Source organism: Paraclostridium sp. MRS3W1 (assembly GCF_032465715.1).
Lineage (GTDB): Bacteria > Bacillota > Clostridia > Peptostreptococcales > Peptostreptococcaceae > Paraclostridium > Paraclostridium dentum.
Genome location: NZ_JAWDJM010000153.1, coordinates 37,328 through 53,621, shown reverse-complemented (window position 1 = coordinate 53,621; position 16,294 = coordinate 37,328). Strand labels below are relative to the sequence as shown.

At 28.6% G+C, this 16,294-nt stretch carries 16 protein-coding genes, 1 pseudogene and 1 other annotated feature; of the genes and pseudogenes, 13 read left to right on the top strand and 4 right to left on the bottom strand.

All coding sequences use genetic code 11. The annotated features are described in order from the left end of the window. From RWY47_RS12585 to RWY47_RS12535, 11 genes and pseudogenes are all read left to right on the top strand, one after another. A pseudogene (locus tag RWY47_RS12585) lies at window positions 1-207 on the top strand (hypothetical protein); the annotation flags it as partial. A 47-nt stretch (window positions 208-254) separates the two neighbouring features. Beyond that, entirely contained in the window at window positions 255-1,106 is an 852-nt protein-coding gene (locus RWY47_RS12580; RefSeq protein ID WP_021430294.1) for a DegV family protein, read from the top strand. Window positions 1,107-1,132: 26 nt separating this feature from the next. Beyond that, on the top strand, window positions 1,133-2,917 hold the full coding sequence (pepF, locus tag RWY47_RS12575; RefSeq protein WP_224170501.1) for an oligoendopeptidase F: 1,785 nt from the start codon (window positions 1,133-1,135) through the stop codon (window positions 2,915-2,917). 230 nt (window positions 2,918-3,147) lie between these two features. Then, window positions 3,148-4,053, top strand: a complete 906-nt coding sequence (gene pstC / locus RWY47_RS12570) for a phosphate ABC transporter permease subunit PstC (protein WP_085282889.1) — start codon at window positions 3,148-3,150, stop codon at window positions 4,051-4,053. A 1-nt stretch (window position 4,054) separates the two neighbouring features. Then, the gene (pstA, locus tag RWY47_RS12565) at window positions 4,055-4,879 is read left to right on the top strand and encodes a phosphate ABC transporter permease PstA (RefSeq protein ID WP_224170502.1); all 825 of its coding nucleotides are present in this window, start codon (window positions 4,055-4,057) and stop codon (window positions 4,877-4,879) included. A 1-nt stretch (window position 4,880) separates the two neighbouring features. Then, window positions 4,881-5,636, top strand: a complete 756-nt coding sequence (gene pstB, locus RWY47_RS12560) for a phosphate ABC transporter ATP-binding protein PstB (protein WP_021430165.1) — start codon at window positions 4,881-4,883, stop codon at window positions 5,634-5,636. Between the two features lie 37 nt (window positions 5,637-5,673). Continuing rightward, window positions 5,674-6,327, top strand: a complete 654-nt coding sequence (gene phoU, locus RWY47_RS12555; RefSeq protein WP_025162341.1) for a phosphate signaling complex protein PhoU — start codon at window positions 5,674-5,676, stop codon at window positions 6,325-6,327. A gap of 168 nt (window positions 6,328-6,495) precedes the next feature. After that, window positions 6,496-7,308 carry a polysaccharide deacetylase family protein gene (locus tag RWY47_RS12550; RefSeq protein WP_142730862.1) on the top strand — a complete coding sequence of 271 codons (813 nt, stop codon included), beginning with the start codon at window positions 6,496-6,498 and terminating at the stop codon, window positions 7,306-7,308. Window positions 7,309-7,375: 67 nt separating this feature from the next. Continuing rightward, window positions 7,376-7,606: a binding site (T-box leader), on the top strand. Window positions 7,607-7,660: 54 nt separating this feature from the next. Then, the gene (locus RWY47_RS12545) at window positions 7,661-10,324 is read left to right on the top strand and encodes a valine--tRNA ligase (RefSeq protein ID WP_168932382.1); all 2,664 of its coding nucleotides are present in this window, start codon (window positions 7,661-7,663) and stop codon (window positions 10,322-10,324) included. A 322-nt stretch (window positions 10,325-10,646) separates the two neighbouring features. Further along, entirely contained in the window at window positions 10,647-11,270 is a 624-nt protein-coding gene (locus tag RWY47_RS12540) for a PH domain-containing protein (protein WP_021430242.1), read from the top strand. A gap of 308 nt (window positions 11,271-11,578) precedes the next feature. After that, a complete protein-coding gene (locus tag RWY47_RS12535; RefSeq protein WP_224170503.1) occupies window positions 11,579-12,874 on the top strand; it encodes a bifunctional folylpolyglutamate synthase/dihydrofolate synthase in 1,296 nt (431 codons plus the stop codon). A gap of 51 nt (window positions 12,875-12,925) precedes the next feature. Here the strand turns inward: RWY47_RS12535 and RWY47_RS12530 are convergent, their stop codons facing one another. Further along, the gene (locus tag RWY47_RS12530) at window positions 12,926-13,177 is read right to left on the bottom strand and encodes a TIGR03905 family TSCPD domain-containing protein (RefSeq protein WP_021430220.1); all 252 of its coding nucleotides are present in this window, start codon (window positions 13,175-13,177) and stop codon (window positions 12,926-12,928) included. A 165-nt stretch (window positions 13,178-13,342) separates the two neighbouring features. On the opposite strand from RWY47_RS12530, the gene RWY47_RS12525 reads away from it, so the two are divergent. After that, on the top strand, window positions 13,343-14,209 hold the full coding sequence (locus RWY47_RS12525) for a YncE family protein (protein WP_224170504.1): 867 nt from the start codon (window positions 13,343-13,345) through the stop codon (window positions 14,207-14,209). A gap of 1 nt (window position 14,210) precedes the next feature. Here the strand turns inward: RWY47_RS12525 and RWY47_RS12520 are convergent, their stop codons facing one another. From RWY47_RS12520 to RWY47_RS12510, 3 genes are all read right to left on the bottom strand, one after another. Then, the gene (locus RWY47_RS12520) at window positions 14,211-14,747 is read right to left on the bottom strand and encodes a DUF4364 family protein (RefSeq protein ID WP_021430274.1); all 537 of its coding nucleotides are present in this window, start codon (window positions 14,745-14,747) and stop codon (window positions 14,211-14,213) included. A 178-nt stretch (window positions 14,748-14,925) separates the two neighbouring features. Then, entirely contained in the window at window positions 14,926-15,123 is a 198-nt protein-coding gene (locus tag RWY47_RS12515) for an alpha/beta-type small acid-soluble spore protein (protein WP_021430292.1), read from the bottom strand. Between the two features lie 115 nt (window positions 15,124-15,238). After that, window positions 15,239-15,403, bottom strand: a complete 165-nt coding sequence (locus tag RWY47_RS12510; RefSeq protein WP_224170505.1) for a hypothetical protein — start codon at window positions 15,401-15,403, stop codon at window positions 15,239-15,241. 123 nt (window positions 15,404-15,526) lie between these two features. On the opposite strand from RWY47_RS12510, the gene RWY47_RS12505 reads away from it, so the two are divergent. Continuing rightward, complete coding sequence (locus RWY47_RS12505; protein ID WP_025162346.1) at window positions 15,527-16,291, top strand: polysaccharide deacetylase family protein; 765 nt, start codon at window positions 15,527-15,529, stop codon at window positions 16,289-16,291. Window positions 16,292-16,294: the final 3 nt, after the last annotated feature.

The window sequence follows — 16,294 nt, the reverse complement described above, 5'->3', positions numbered from 1 at the left end:
AAGGTAGATAATGTAAACACTATATCTACTATATACAACAAACTTGAAAAATCTCAAATAAATGTTAGTAATATTGATGTAGTTAGTGGAGAAAATGATTATATAATAAACTTTTTCATTGTTTATGATAGACGAATTATGGTAGAAAAGATAATATTAGAATTAAATGACCTAAAAAATATAATAAGTGTAGATTATTTACATTAAAATATATAAAATAAGATATAGCTATAATTAAAATCGAGGTGTATGAATTGAAGACAAACATAAGAGTAATAATTGAAGGGTCAACTGATTTCCCTAAAGAACTATTAGATGAAATGGGAGTAAAAGTTGTAGGAATAAATATAGCATTTGGAGAGGAAAACTATATAGGCGGAGAAGAAATTACCGAAGAAACGTTTTATGAGAAAATGAAGGGGTGCAAAGAATTACCGAAGACATCAAGTCCATCACCTGAGAGATTCATAGAAATGTTTGACTGTGAAGAAGAGGAAATATTAATTATTACACTTACTTCTAAATTATCTAGTACTTATAGTAGTGCTGTATTAGCTAAAAATATATATTTAGAACATAATCCTGAAAGTGAAAAAAGAATAGCTGTTGTAGATTCATTAAGTGGATCTATAGGAGTTGGATTAATGGTTTATAAAGCTAACAAATTAATAGAAGAAGGAAAATGTTTAAAAGAAGTAGTTGAATACTTAGAAGATATAAAAGGAGACATAGCTTTTTATGGTGCGTTAGATACGCTTGAAAACGCTATAAAAGGTGGAAGAGTGAATCCTATTGCTGGAAAATTAATAAATGCGCTTAACTTTAAAGTTATAATAGAAATATCAGAAGGATTAGTTAAACCTATAGATAAAGCAAGAGGCGAAGGTAATAGTATGAAAAAGCTATTTGAAAAGGTAAAAAACAATGTTCATGATATAAAAAATAAAACTTTAGTTATAGGACATTCAAACTGTAAAGAAAAAGCTGAAAAAATAGCTAAACATATAGAAGAAAATTATGAACATAAGGACATAATAATATCAAGTATAGGTCCTGTTATGGGAACTTACACATCAGAAGGAGCAATATTAATAGCTGTTCTGTAAAATATTATAAACAAAGGAGTGAAATTATGGGATTAGATAGAGCTTCTATAGAAGAAAAGTTTAAATGGGATATAGATACTATGTATAAAAGTGAAGAAGCTATAGACCAAGATATAAAAAAAGTAGATGAAATTATAGGTGAACTTAAAACTTATAAAGGAAAACTTGCTGATAGCAAAGAAAACCTTTATAAGGTATTAACTGACTCAGAAAAAGCATCTAGAATACTTCAAAATTTATATGTATATACTCATATGAAACAACATGAAGATACTAGAAAAAATGAGAATCAAGCTAAAGCTACTAAGACTGAAATGTTATCTACAGAATTATCAATGGCAACGTCATATATGGTTCCAGAGATAATAGCAATGGATGAATCAAAATTACAAGAGTATTTAAGTGATGAAAAATTAAGCTTTTACAAAAAACATTTAGATGAAATACTAAGAGATAAACCTCATACACTTACAGAAAAAGAAGAAGAAATACTAGCAGCAGCTTCAGATTTAAGTGGAATAGCTGAAAATGTATATGAAATGTTTTCTTTTGCAGATTTAAAATTCCCTGAAATAAAAGATGAAAAGGGAGAAACTGTACAAATTACTCATGGAAATTACTCTGCGTTCTTAAAGAGTAAGGATAAAAGAGTTAGAAAAGATGCGTTTGATGCAGTATATTCAACTTACGATGAATATAAAAATACATTTGCATCAACTTTATACGGTGGAATAAAAAGTGAAATTTTCTATGCGAAAATGAGAAACTTTAAATCAGCTATAGAAGGTTCATTATTCCAAGATGATATAAGTGTAGATGTATATAATAACTTAATTGATGCAGTTGATGAGAGTTTAGATACATTAAATAAATATGTAGATTTAAGAAAAAAATATTTAGGCATAGATGAAATGCATATGTATGATTTATATGTACCTATAACATCAAACTTTGATATGAAGGTAACTTATGAAGAAGCACAAGAAATAATATTAAAAGCATTAAAACCATTAGGTGAAGAATACTTAAGTGTTGTTAAAAAAGCTTTTGATGAAAGATGGATAGACGTTTATGAAAATGAAGGTAAACAAGGTGGAGCTTATTCATGGGGAAGTTATGATTCATCTCCATACATATTGATGAGCTATAAGGATGATTTAAACTCATTGTTTACATTGATTCATGAACTTGGACATTCTATGCATAGTTACTACTCAAGAAGTAATCAAGAATATTTATATTCATCATATAAAATATTTGTAGCAGAAGTTGCATCGACTTTAAATGAATTATTACTTGTAAATTATTTATTAGAAAACTCAAAATCAAAAGAAGAAAGAATATATCTTTTAAATTATTATTTAGAACAATTCAGAACTACAGTATATAGACAAACTATGTTTGCTGAATTTGAAAAGATAACTCATGAAAAAGTAGAAAACAAAGAACCGTTAACTGCTAAAGAATTTACAGAAATATATTATGATTTAAATAAAAAATACTATGGAAAATCTTGTATAGTAGATGAACCGATTGGATTAGAATGGGCTAGAATACCTCATTTTTATTCAAATTTCTATGTATATAAATATGCAACAGGATTTTCAGCAGCTAGTGCTTTAAGTGAAAAAATCTTAAAAGAAGGCGATGCAGCTGTTGAGAAATATATAGAATTCTTAAAAAGTGGAGGATCAGAATATCCACTTAATCAATTAAGAGCTGCTGGAGTAGACATGGAGAAAAAAGAATCTATAGAAAATGCATTAAATGTATTTAAAGAATTAGTAAATGAATTAGAGAGAGAATGTTAATCAACATTCTCTTTTTTTTTTGAAAATATTGAATTTAGTTTGAAAAACATCATTTTACGGCGAGTTAACATACTTTACTTTCAGTTAACATAACTCTAATTTAAACTTAACATTTAAACTTTATTATTGAATTGTAGAGAAAAACTTAAAAAAGAATAAAGCATAGTAAAGTTGACAAACTAAAATTATAAATTAGAAATCATAAGAGTTATAAAAAAATGGAGGTATTTATGTTAGCTAATGAGCAACTGATTAAAACTAAAAATAACAACAAAACAAAGTATACAATAGAAAAAATAGCAAAAAATGTATTCATGATAAGTGCTTTAATTGCAGTAATTAGCTTATTACTTATTATAGGTTTTGTTTTTTATAAAGGGCTTACACCATTTATATCAAAGGGATACTCATTTATAGACTTTTTAACAGGTACTTCATGGGTTCCAAGTGCAGATCAATATGGAATTTTACCTATGATAGTAGCATCAATTTTATCAACAATAGGTGCACTTTTAATAGGAGCTCCGATTGGAATTCTTACTGCAGCATTTATTGCAGAAGTAGCTCCTAAAAAAATAGCAAACATAATAAGTTCTGGAGTTGACTTATTAGCAGGAATACCATCTGTACTTTATGGATTATTTGGATTAGCAGTTATTGTTCCAAATATTCAAGATGTATTTAATTTACCAAAGGGACAAAGTTTATTTGCTGTAATAATAGTTCTTTCTATAATGATGTTACCTACAATAATAGCTGTTTCAAAAACTGCTATAAAAGCTGTACCAGATGCTTATAGAGAAGGGTCTTTAGCTTTAGGCGCATCAAAAATTGAAACAATATTTAAAGTAGTTTTACCAGCTGCAAAATCAGGTATTTTAGCGGCGGTAGTATTAGGAACAGGAAGAGCTTTAGGTGAGACTATGGCAGTAATACTAGTTGCAGGGAACTCACCAGTTTTACCTAACTCACTTATGGATAGTGTAAGACCATTAACAACTAATATTGCATTAGAAATGGGATACGCATTTGGAACACATCAAGAGATGTTATTTGCGACAGGAGTTGTACTATTTATATTTATATTAGTACTTAACCTAGTATTAAGTAAACTTTCTAATAAGGCAGGCAATTAATATGAGAAAATTAAGAGAAAATTTTTTAAAGGCGGCAGTTTGGCTATCAGCTATATTTACAATAGGAATGTTGTTAGTAATAGTTAGATTTATATTTATAAAAGGTATTGGGGGAATAAACCTAAACTTTTTAATTAGTGATTATTCAGCAAGTGGTGATGGTGGAATACTACCAATGATCGTCACAACTTTATATACAGTATTTTTATCATTAATAGTTGCTACACCAATAGGTGTTTTAGCGGCAGTATATCTACAAGAATATGCTAAAAAAGGACCAATAGTTAATATTGTAAGATTCGCAACAGAGAGTTTAGCAGGTATACCATCTATAGTTTATGGATTATTTGGAGGTATATTCTTTGTTATAACACTTCAAATGGGATATTCAATTATTGCAGGATCATTAACAGTAGCTATAATAATTTTACCTGTAATAATACGTACAACAGAAGAAGCATTAAAGACAGTTCCACAAGGATATAGAGAAGCATCTTTAGCTATGGGAGCTACAAAATTCCAAACTCTATACAAAGTAATAGTACCAAGTGCATTACCAGGGATTTTATCAGGAATAATACTATCGATAGGTCGTGTGGTTGGTGAGTCAGCAGCTATATTATTAACAGCTGGAACAGTAGCACAAATGCCAACTAGCATATTTGATAGTGCTAGAACACTTACAGTTCAATCTTACTTAGTTGCTAAAGAAACTGGAAATATACAACAAGCAGCTAGTGTAGGTGTAGTTTTAATAATTATAGTATTATGTTTAAATACTTTAGCTAAATTTATAGTTAAAAAGCTTAGTAAGGAGAGCTATTAAGATGAATAATATAAAAATAAATGTAAAAAACTTAGAACTTTTCTATGGAGATAACAAAGCATTAAAAGGAATAGACATGCAGATAAAAGAAAATAAAGTAACTGCATTAATAGGACCTTCAGGATGTGGAAAATCAACTTTTTTAAGAACTTTAAATAGAATGAACGATTTAATTGAAAATGTTAAAATAAAAGGGGAAATATCTGTAGACGGAGAAGATATATATAAATCTGATGATGTTATAAAACTACGTACAAAAGTAGGAATGGTATTCCAAAAACCAAATCCATTCCCGATGAGCATATATGATAATGTTGCTTACGGACCTAGAATACATGGAATAAAAGATAAAGCTACATTAGATAAAATTGTTGAAGAAAGTTTAAGAGGAGCTGCTATTTGGGAAGAGGTTAAAGACAGATTAAATAAATCAGCTTTAGGATTATCAGGAGGACAGCAACAACGTATTTGTATAGCTAGAACAATAGCTATGAAGCCAGAAGTAATATTAATGGATGAGCCAACTTCAGCGCTAGATCCGATATCAACATCTAAAGTAGAAGAATTAATAGATGAGTTAAAAGATAAATATACTATAGTAATAGTAACTCATAATATGCAACAAGCAGCTCGTGTATCGGATGAAACTGCATTTTTCCTATCAGGAGAAGTTGTAGAATTTGACGAAACAAAAACTATATTTACTAGTCCAAGGGATAAACGTACAGAAGATTATATAACAGGAAGATTTGGATAAAATAAATATAAAATAATCAATAAAAAGGAGTTTTAAAATGGTCAACAATAACTTAGAGTTAAATATAAATACCCTTATAAACTATACACTAAAAATGTTTGATAAAAGTCAAGAAATTCTAGAAGAATCAGTAAACAGCATGATAACAAAAGATATTGAAAAAGCAAAAGGAATTTCAGAAAAAGATGATGAAATAGACACTTTAAGAGACTATATAAGGGATAGAAGTATTGAGCTTATGGCATTAAAACAACCTATGGCAAAAGATTTAAGATTTATATATGCATTAGAAAGTATGTGCTTAGAGTTAGAGCGTATAGGCGATTATTCTGTAAATATATCAGTTGAAGTTGTAAAGATAGGAAAAGAAGAATATATAAAAGAATTAATAGACATACCTAAAATGAAAGATATATGCATTGACATGATAAAAGATGCAAAGAAAGCTTTAGAACTAAGAGATGAAGAACTTGCATACAATACAGCTTTAAAAGATGACTTAGTAGATAAGTTGTATGATGTTATACATGAACATACACTTAAGGTTATGCATGAAAAAGAAGTAAACATAGATCAAGGAGTGACGATGCTGTTTGTTGCTAGGTATTTAGAAAGAATTGGAGACCATATTACCAATATATGTGAAAAGATTATATATGCATTAAGAGGCGATATGATTGAAATAGGATAAAACTACAGGAATGTAGTTTTATTTTTTTTGTGCTAATATTTTATTGAGTACAAACATATCTATTAAAGTACAGTGTTTAATTATAAAATTTAGCTATATTGATTGAAATAATTGTCAATAATAACTAATAGTATTTATTAAAATATAAAAAACAAAGGGGAAGTGGGGATGAAAAGAAAAATAAAACCTATTTTTTTAAGTGTATCTACAGTTGTATTACTTTTGTTTTTATTATTTGTTACATTTGATAAAATAATTGCTACATCAAGTGAACAAAATAATATAGATATAAAATTGCTAGAAAGTGATACGATGACATTAACTGACCTCATGATGAAAGCAAGTAGTGTAAATAATAGAGGACCAAAGCCAAAACCTGAGAAAGTTGCTTATATAACAATTGATGATGGACCATCTAAATATACAGATGGAATACTATCTATTTTAGATAGCAATAATGTTAAAGCCACGTTCTTTATGATAGAAGGTAATATGAAACAACATCCAGAACAATTAAAAAGAATCGCTCAAGAGGGCCACTCTATGGGATTTCACAGTGTAAGTCACGACATATCTGTACTATATAAAACTCCGGAAAATACTGTTAATGAATTTGATAAGTGCCAAGACACATTAAATAAAATTACTAAAGTAAACTCAAACTTAATAAGATTGCCTTATGGTAGTAAACCTTATGCTCCAGAAGAATCATACAATGCATTAGTTGATGATGGATTTAAAATCTGGGATTGGAATTTGGATACAGAAGATTGGAAGGGGACTCCACAAACTATAGTAAATAATGTAAATAAATATTCCAATCAACATAGTGAAGTTGTACTTTTAATGCATGAAAAGGAACAAAGTGTTAAAGCTCTTCAAGGTATAATAAATCAATTAAAAGAAAAAGGATATACAATAATGCCAATAGAAGAAAGTGATATGCCTAAAAATTTTTGGGAACAAAATTTACGTGACTGAATATAATATTTATAAATATTGACAATAATAATGATGATTATATATAATTAAAAGATAAACAGAATATTTAAAAACTGAGAAAAAGAGGAGTATGCAAACTCAACTTACAGAGAGGAAAGTTCACCGGCTGAAAGACTTTCCAAGAAATGAATTGCAGAAGGTAGCTTTGGAGTTTCTAAGCTGAAAATAATAGTAAGCTTAGACGGTGAGAATCGTTAAATTTATTAAGTGTTATGTAGAGTTTGATTAAAAGCTTTACATAAAATTAAGGTGGTAACGCGAGCTTTTCGTCCTTAAATAGGATGAAGGGCTCTTTTTTATGTATATAAAATAAAAAATAGGAGGAATTTACATGGAAAATACAAACTTACCAAAAACGTATAATCCAAAAGACTTTGAATCAAGATTATATTCGAAGTGGGTAGAAGAAGGTTTATTCAAATCTAAGCCAAACCCAAATAAAAAGCCATTTACTATAATGCTTCCCCCACCAAACATAACGGGGCAATTACACATGGGGCATGCTCTTGACCATACATTACAAGATATACTTATAAGATGGAAGAGAATGGACGGTTATGAAGCTTTATGGCAACCAGGAACAGACCATGCTTCTATAGCAACAGAAGTTAAAGTTGTTGAAAGAATAAAAGAACAAGAAGGAAAAACTAAGTACGAAATAGGAAGAGAAGAGTTCCTAAAAAGAGCTATGGACTGGAGAAATGAATTTGGTAGAAAGATAGTAGACCAAATGAAACAGTTAGGAGATTCATGTGACTGGGAAAGAGAAAGATTTACAATGGACCAAGGTTGTAATGAAGCAGTTACAGAATTCTTTGTAAAGTTATATGAAAAAGGTCAAATTTACAAAGGAAACAGAATAATAAACTGGTGTCCTGATTGTAAAACTACATTATCTGATGCTGAGGTTGAACATGAAGAGCATGATGGAAAGTTCTATCATATAAAATACCCAATAGCAGGTAGTGAAGAATTTTTAGAAATAGCTACAACTAGACCAGAAACAATGTTAGGAGATACTGGTATAGCTATAAATCCTGAAGATGAAAGATATACTCATTTAGTAGGAAAACATGCTATATTACCTTTAGTAGGAAGAGAACTTATTATAGTTGCAGATGATTACGTTGATTTAGAGTTTGGAACAGGTGCAGTTAAAATGACTCCAGCTCATGACCCTAATGACTTTGAAGTAGGTCAAAGACATGACCTTGAAAAAATAAACGTAATGAACGAAGATGGAACTATGAATAAATTAGCTGGTAAGTACGAAGGTATGGACAGATATGAGTGTAGAAAGCAACTTATAGCTGATTTAGAAGAAGCTGGATACTTAATAGCTATAAAAGATCATAATCACAATGTAGGATCTTGTTACAGATGTAAAACTGTAGTTGAGCCAAGATTATCAGATCAATGGTTCGTTAAAATGGATGAATTAGCAAAACCTGCTATAGACATATTAAAGAAACAAGATTTAGAATTTGTTCCAGATAAATTTGATAAAACTTACCTACAATGGTTAGAAAATATAAGAGACTGGTGTATATCAAGACAGTTATGGTGGGGACATCAAATACCAGCATACTACTGTCAAGAATGTGGTGAGGTAGTAGTTGCTAAAGAAATGCCAAAACAATGTAAATGTGGACATACTCACTTTAAGCAAGATGAAGATGTATTAGATACATGGTTCTCATCTGCATTATGGCCTTTCTCAACATTAGGATGGCCTAATAAAACAGAAGAGTTAAACTACTACTACCCAACAAGTGTACTTGTAACTGGATACGATATAATATTCTTCTGGGTTGTAAGAATGGCATTTGCAGGAATGTTCTGTATGGGAGAAACTCCATTTGAACATGTATTAATACATGGACTTGTAAGAGACTCAGAAGGTAGAAAAATGAGTAAATCTCTAGGAAACGGAATAGATCCATTAGAAGTAATAGATCAATATGGAGCTGATGCTTTAAGATTCATGTTAGCTACAGGAAACTCTCCAGGAAATGATATGAGATTCTATATGGAAAGAGTTGAATCATCTAGAAACTTTGCTAATAAGTTATGGAATGCATCTAGATTCGTATTTATGAACATAGATGAAGAAATAATGAATGGTGTTACCAGAGAATCAGTAGAAAAAAATATGACTTTAGCTGATAAATGGATAATATCAAGAGCTAATAATGTTGTTAAAGAAGTTACTGATAACATGGATAAGTTTGACTTAGGAATAGCAGCTCAAAAGATATATGACTTTGCTTGGTCAGAGTACTGTGACTGGTATATAGAAATAGTTAAGCCAAGATTATACTCAGATGATAAAGAAGCTAAGCAAACAGCACTATATACATTAACATATGTATTAGAAAAAATATTAAAACTTCTTCACCCATACATGCCATTTATAACTGAAGAAATATATACTCACCTTCCAACTGTAGAAGGAAGTATAGTTGTAGCTCAGTTCCCTCATTATGATGAAGCTGACAATATGGCTAAAGAAGAAGAAATGATGAACTTAACAATGGATGGTATAAGAAACATAAGAAACGTAAGAGCTGAAATGAACGTACCACCATCAAAGAAAGCTAAAGTGATAATAGTTCCGACAGCTGATAAGAAAGAAGCTATGGAAGCTGGACTTGATTACTTTGTAACATTAGCATCTGCATCTACAGTTGAAATAGTTGAAGATGAAACTAATATACCAGAAGACGCTGTAAGTGTTGTTATAGATGGTGTAAAAATATTTATACCTCTTGATGAATTAGTTGACTTCACTAAAGAACTAGATAGATTAAATAAAGAAAAAGCTAAATTAGAAGGTGAAATAAAGAGAGTAAACGGAAAACTTTCTAATCAAGGATTCTTAGCTAAAGCTCCAGAAAGCTTAGTTAATGAAGAAAAAGCTAAAAAAGAAAAGTTTGAAGAAATGATGAAATCAGTTATTGAAAGAATCGAAAATATAGAAGCTAAAATGAAGTAGTAAAAATAGATATATAATAGTATAGATGTAGAGACCCTATATAAATTTTGCTCCACAAAGCTGTAGAGATTGCTTTGAAATGTCGCTAAAACTTATACAGGGTCTCTTTACTATGCTTATACTTAATTTAGATATCTATTTTGTGGAGAGGAAGGTAAGGATGAGTTTTGCTCCACAAAGCTGAAAAGATGCTTTGAAATATTGCTAAAACTTAAACATGGTCTCTTTATGATGGGAAGATAAGGATAAAGGTAAAGAGTTATGTGAAGAATATGGATTATAGGGTATAATAGTAAATAATAAAATTTAAGGAGGGGTATTTATGGCAGGAAATTTATTTGGAAGAATGGCAGCTGATACTTTAGGTTTATCTGATATAGGTAAAATAATATCGCCAAGAGATTTTGATAAAGTAGATGGTGATGATTATATAATGCATGAAGATGGAGAAAAAATATTCTTTGTTATAAAATCAAAATCGGATGAGTATGTGTTTACAAATAGAGGCCTTTTACATGTAGACGGAGCTAATGCAATTAGTAAAAAAAGAACTGTTAAAAGACATGAATTTTATTATGAAAGAGTACATTCAGTAACGCTAGAAACTGCGGGAACTGTAGATTTAGATATAGAGATAAAATTTAGTTTTGGAGAAGAAGCATTTAGTATAGATGTAGATAAAAAACAATTAGAGCAATTAAAAGATTTATATAAAGCTTTAGTTGAAGTTGGAATACAACAAGGTAAAAATCAAGTTGCTATACAAGATGGAACAAAAGGGCTTGATATGGCAAACAATGCAATTTCAAGATGTAAGTTAGATGGAAATGCAGTAAATGTTGTAAAAGAGTTAACTAACTTTAACTTAGATTGGATGGAATCGCTAAGATTAAATTATAGCAATAAAGATTTCACTGAAGTATTTGAAAAATATATAAATAATTAAACCAATATATATAATAGTAGAGTCCATGTATAAGTTTTGATTCACAAAGCGATAAAGATGCTTTGAAATGTCGCTAAAACTTGTACATGGACTCTTTTAAATTTATGTATGGAAATATGAAAGAGTATATAGATAACTTACCTAAATATAAGTTAAAATATAAGTTGGCAATTTTATTTTTGAAAATTTTCAGGCAAGAAATTTGCATAGAATTTTTAAGTTATTAACAAGAGGATTAATTGAGTATTTTGCCGAAATTAAATAACACTAGAAATAATTTACACTTAATTATACAATGGAGGAACAATATGAATTATAATGAGGCTTTACAGTTTATACACGAAAGTCATAAGTTTGGTATGAGACTAGGATTAGATAATATAAAAAAATTATTAGAACTATTAGGAGACCCGCAAAATAATTTGAAAATAATACACGTTGCAGGTACTAATGGTAAAGGATCAACATGTTCTTTCATATCATCTATTTTAAAAGAAAGTGGATATAAAGTAGGATTATATACTTCTCCATTTTTAGAGACATTTACAGAAAGAATAAGAGTAAATGGAGAAAATATACGTGAAGAAGAAGTTGGAAAAATAGTATCTTTAATAAAAGAAAAAATAGAAATAATGGTTAGTGAAGGATATTCTTATCCTACTGAATTTGAAATAGTTACAGCTATGGCATTTTACTATTACAACCAAGAAAAAGTTGACTTTGTTGCTCTAGAAGTTGGTCTTGGAGGTAGATACGATGCAACTAATGTTATAGATAAACCTGTAGTAAGTGCAATAACTTCAATAAGTTTAGATCATACAGGTATACTTGGAGATACATTAGCAAAAATAGCTTTTGAAAAAGGCGGAATTATAAAAGAAGATTGCCCTACTATAGTGTATCCACAGCAAGAAGAAGCAAGTGAAGTTATAAAAAATATATGTGCTGAAAAGAAATCTAAATACATAGAATGTGATTTTAAAAATATAGAAATAAAATCATCAAATATTAACTCGCAAATATATAATTGTAATATAAATGGAAAAGAATTAAGAGATTTAGAAATTAAATTAATAGGAGATCATCAGATAAAAAATTCTATTGTAGCTTTAAATGTTATTGAGTACTTAAATGATATTAAAATTACAAATATATCTGAAGAAAATATTAGAAAAGGTCTATTAGAAACTAAGTGGCCAGGAAGAATAGAAAAAATAAGTGAAAATCCAATGTTTATAATAGATGGAGCACATAATGAAGAAGGTGCTAAATCACTTGCAAATTCTATTGATAAATATTTTGAAAATAAAAACAAAATTCTAGTTATAGGAATGCTTGAAGACAAGGATATAGATTCTGTACTAGATTTATTAATACCGAAATTCAATAAGGTTATAACTACTACTCCTGATAATCCAAGAGCTATAGATGCTAATAAACTTAAAGAGAAAATAGAAAGATATAATATAGAAGTAACTTGCAAACCAAATATAAAAGAAGCTGTTGACTATGCATTAGAAATATCAAATAAAGATGATGTAATAATAAGTGCAGGATCTTTATATATGATAGGAAACGTAAGAACTATAATAGTAAATAAATAAAAATAGAGTTTGTAATTTGAGTTAAAATACTTAAATTACAAACTCTATTTTTTATTTTGATAATTGTTCACGTAAAGCTTTAGATAATTGATCAGGACAAGAAGTAGATTTTCCGCCACAAGTTATACCAGCTAATTTCTCTGCAACTTCATCAGCACGAGTTCCCTCTACAAGATGTTTAAGACCTAATAAGTTACCAGGACATCCACCAACGAAGTCTACACTTGTAACTATATTATTTTCATCAATATCGAACACCATTTCCTTACAACAAACCCCTGATGGTTTAAATGATACTTTCATTGTAAATACCTCCAAAAACATGATAAGTAAATAATATCAAATAATATAGATGAATATCAACAACTTTTTAATAAGTATAATTTCCTAGTTAGTAAAAAAAGTAATAAGACGAGCATTTTAAACAATATACTATGATAGTACATTTTATTGCGAGGAGGTTTTGTTTTGAAGCTATATACATCTAATTATTTATCACAGAGTTTAAGTGTAATAGATTATCAGACTCTTAAATTGGAAAAAGAAATAAATTTAGGGCCAGACATATATCCTCACCATTTTTGCATAGAAAAAGATAAAAACATAATGTATATACCAAGTTCGTTTGATGGAGTTCTTTATGTTTTAGATATTGGAAAAGAGAAAATAATAGATTCTGTATCTATAGGAGGAAATTTAAGCCAGGTTTCGCTTTGTAAAAATGAACTTTTTGTAGCTAATGAAGATTCGAATAGTATTTATGTATTGGATAAGGATAATCTGGAACCAATAGGGGTTATTAGCGTTGATAATATGCCTCATGGGTTTGCGTATGATAAAGTAGATAATAAACTATATGTGCCTTGTATCGATTCTATTTTATGTATAGATATAGAAAAGAAAATAGTTGAACGAAAGGTCGATTTAGATTATAAAGCATGGCATATAAAAATAGATAAACATAAGGATATTATATATACATCTACATTAGATGGTAAGATAATTATTTTAGATAAAAAAAACTTAAATATATTAGATACAATAGGGAATTTTTTAATTCCAGTTGAAATATGTGTAAATTATAAAAAAGAACATATATATATAGCAGACTTAGGATATAAAGCTATAAAAATATTAGACTATAAAACACACAAAGAAATTGGATGTATAAAGGTAAATGGGAATCCTCAAGGATTAGAACTATCAAATGATAGTAAGTTTTTGTTTTTAACGGATACTTTTAATAATAGTGTTAAGATTTATGGAACGGATAAAAATGAGATTATAGATGAAATTAAGGTAGGAAAAGAGCCTACCACTATAGTTTTTGTGTAGGCTATTTTTTGTTTGTAATAAGTAGTTCTATTATTTCAGCATACATATACGATGCATTCTTTTTCCAATTGTCGCATATTAATTTTGCTTGTTTTTCGGAAGATACGTTTAAATTTAAATCTATTAAGTTTGATTGATTTTCAATAACTCGTAGATTTACTATATATTCATTATCACTTTGCTTGACAAAGCTTGACTTTACTTGAGTATCTGCTAATAAGTTTTCTTTATTTAATTTTATATACTCATCTAGCTTCTCTGTAATTTGAGAAGGAATTCTAGATAAGAAGTAGTTTAGAGTCTCAATACCTTTTTGTGTTAAAGTGTAATACTCTCTATTTGAATCTTCATATATTTTTAAGAATTTGGCATCCATAAGTTGTGAAAGAAATTGCTGTAATGAGAAATAATTCATTACTTCCGTCTCAAGAATAACTTGTGTTATTTGAGAATTTGTTAAATCCATCTTAGCTTTTTCTAAAACATATAAGATTAATAACTTATGGTAAGCTAATTCTTCAGATGAGTTTTCAAACATAATATCATCCTCCGTATAATGTTTCTATATAACTACTATATTAAACTAAAACATATAAAAATAAAAGTAGAATTTAATATTTAAATATATGCACTTATATAAAAATTTTATTTATCTATGTAAAAAGGCTACCTTGTCAGGTAGCCTTCTTATGAATCCTAGGTGTCTAATTTACTACTTATTTTCCAGACATTTGTCTTTCTGCCATTTCTACTAGCTTTTTAGTCATGTATCCACCTACATATCCATTTTGTCTAGCAGTTAAGTTTCCTTTATCTACTGATTCATAGTTAGATAAACCTAACTCATTAGCTATTTCTAGCTTCATTTGATTTAATGCTGCTTTAGCTTCTGGAACGGCTTTTTTAGTTGACATAGTAAATTTCCTCCTTAAAGTTATAAGATGTCTCAACAAGTTTTTTCTAAAATCTTGTTGTTGGTATTAATTTAACCAATGCCCAAAATTATATTCACATTTTTAAAATTTTTTTTTATTTAAATTTTCTATTTATTTTTATCTTTTTATCTTTTCTAATTCCTTCTTGAATTCCATGAGCTTCTCTTAAAAAATGTGCACTGTTTAATTTAACACTTTTGATTTCATTGTTTTCAGCTTTTCCTTTTAAAATTCCAAACTCACTTCTTAGATTAGTCATAAATACACCACCTTTTTTTAGATTACAATTAACTTTCCCAATTAATAAAATTAATTTAGTAGTAATTTTTTGAAAAAAATAAAAATAAACTTGTACTAGAGTATTTATAATTGGAGGGATGATATGAATAAGAAAATAACTGAAATTAAATCGTTGATATCTAGTTTCTTGTTTTTTGCTTTTACGCTTACAATTGTATTTGGGGTAGTGTATAGCGTAAGGTACATAGGGGAAAATATGTCAAATGAAAAAATGCCAATAAGTAAAGTGGAAACTGATGATAGAAAAATATCTTTAACTTTTGATATAGCATCTGGATCATCTAATATAGAAACTATATTGGATACTTTAGATAAATATAATGTAAAAGCATCATTTTTTCTAGTTGGAAATTGGGTAGATGAAAATGAAAAAATAGTAAAAGAAATTAGTGAGCGTGGGCACGATATAGGAAACCATTCAAATTCCCATGCTAATATGAAAGAAATAAGTGAATCTGATTTAAAAAATGAATTGAATACAACATCATCCAAAATAGAATCTATAACAGGAGAAAAGACAACTATGTATAGACCTCCTTTTGGAGAATTTGATAATAAGAGTTTAAAGGTTTGTGAAGATTTAGGATACACTGTAGTTAATTGGGATATAGATTCGTTTGACTGGAAGGAAATAGGGCCTAATTTTGTCACAGAGAAAGTTTTAAAGGGAGTTAAACCAGGATCTATAGTTTTATTTCATGGAGATATAAAAAATAGTGAACAATACTTAGAAAAAACAATATCAAAGTTAAAAGAAAAATATGAAATAGTTCCATTATCAAAGTTAATGTATAATGAAGGTTATGAAGTTGATTCAAATGGAATTCAAAAATTAAAAAGTAATTAGAAA

Coding starts and splice junctions, on each gene's coding strand:
- pstC (WP_085282889.1), top strand. CDS start 3,148: ATGTTAGCTAATGAGCAACTGATTAAAACTAAAAATAACAACAAAACA.
- RWY47_RS12545 (WP_168932382.1), top strand. CDS start 7,661: ATGGAAAATACAAACTTACCAAAAACGTATAATCCAAAAGACTTTGAA.
- pstB (WP_021430165.1), top strand. CDS start 4,881: ATGAATAATATAAAAATAAATGTAAAAAACTTAGAACTTTTCTATGGA.
- RWY47_RS12520 (WP_021430274.1), bottom strand. CDS start 14,747: ATGTTTGAAAACTCATCTGAAGAATTAGCTTACCATAAGTTATTAATC.
- RWY47_RS12510 (WP_224170505.1), bottom strand. CDS start 15,403: ATGACTAATCTAAGAAGTGAGTTTGGAATTTTAAAAGGAAAAGCTGAA.
- RWY47_RS12530 (WP_021430220.1), bottom strand. CDS start 13,177: ATGAAAGTATCATTTAAACCATCAGGGGTTTGTTGTAAGGAAATGGTG.
- pstA (WP_224170502.1), top strand. CDS start 4,055: ATGAGAAAATTAAGAGAAAATTTTTTAAAGGCGGCAGTTTGGCTATCA.
- RWY47_RS12515 (WP_021430292.1), bottom strand. CDS start 15,123: ATGTCAACTAAAAAAGCCGTTCCAGAAGCTAAAGCAGCATTAAATCAA.
- phoU (WP_025162341.1), top strand. CDS start 5,674: ATGGTCAACAATAACTTAGAGTTAAATATAAATACCCTTATAAACTAT.
- RWY47_RS12505 (WP_025162346.1), top strand. CDS start 15,527: ATGAATAAGAAAATAACTGAAATTAAATCGTTGATATCTAGTTTCTTG.
- pepF (WP_224170501.1), top strand. CDS start 1,133: ATGGGATTAGATAGAGCTTCTATAGAAGAAAAGTTTAAATGGGATATA.
- RWY47_RS12550 (WP_142730862.1), top strand. CDS start 6,496: ATGAAAAGAAAAATAAAACCTATTTTTTTAAGTGTATCTACAGTTGTA.
- RWY47_RS12535 (WP_224170503.1), top strand. CDS start 11,579: ATGAATTATAATGAGGCTTTACAGTTTATACACGAAAGTCATAAGTTT.
- RWY47_RS12540 (WP_021430242.1), top strand. CDS start 10,647: ATGGCAGGAAATTTATTTGGAAGAATGGCAGCTGATACTTTAGGTTTA.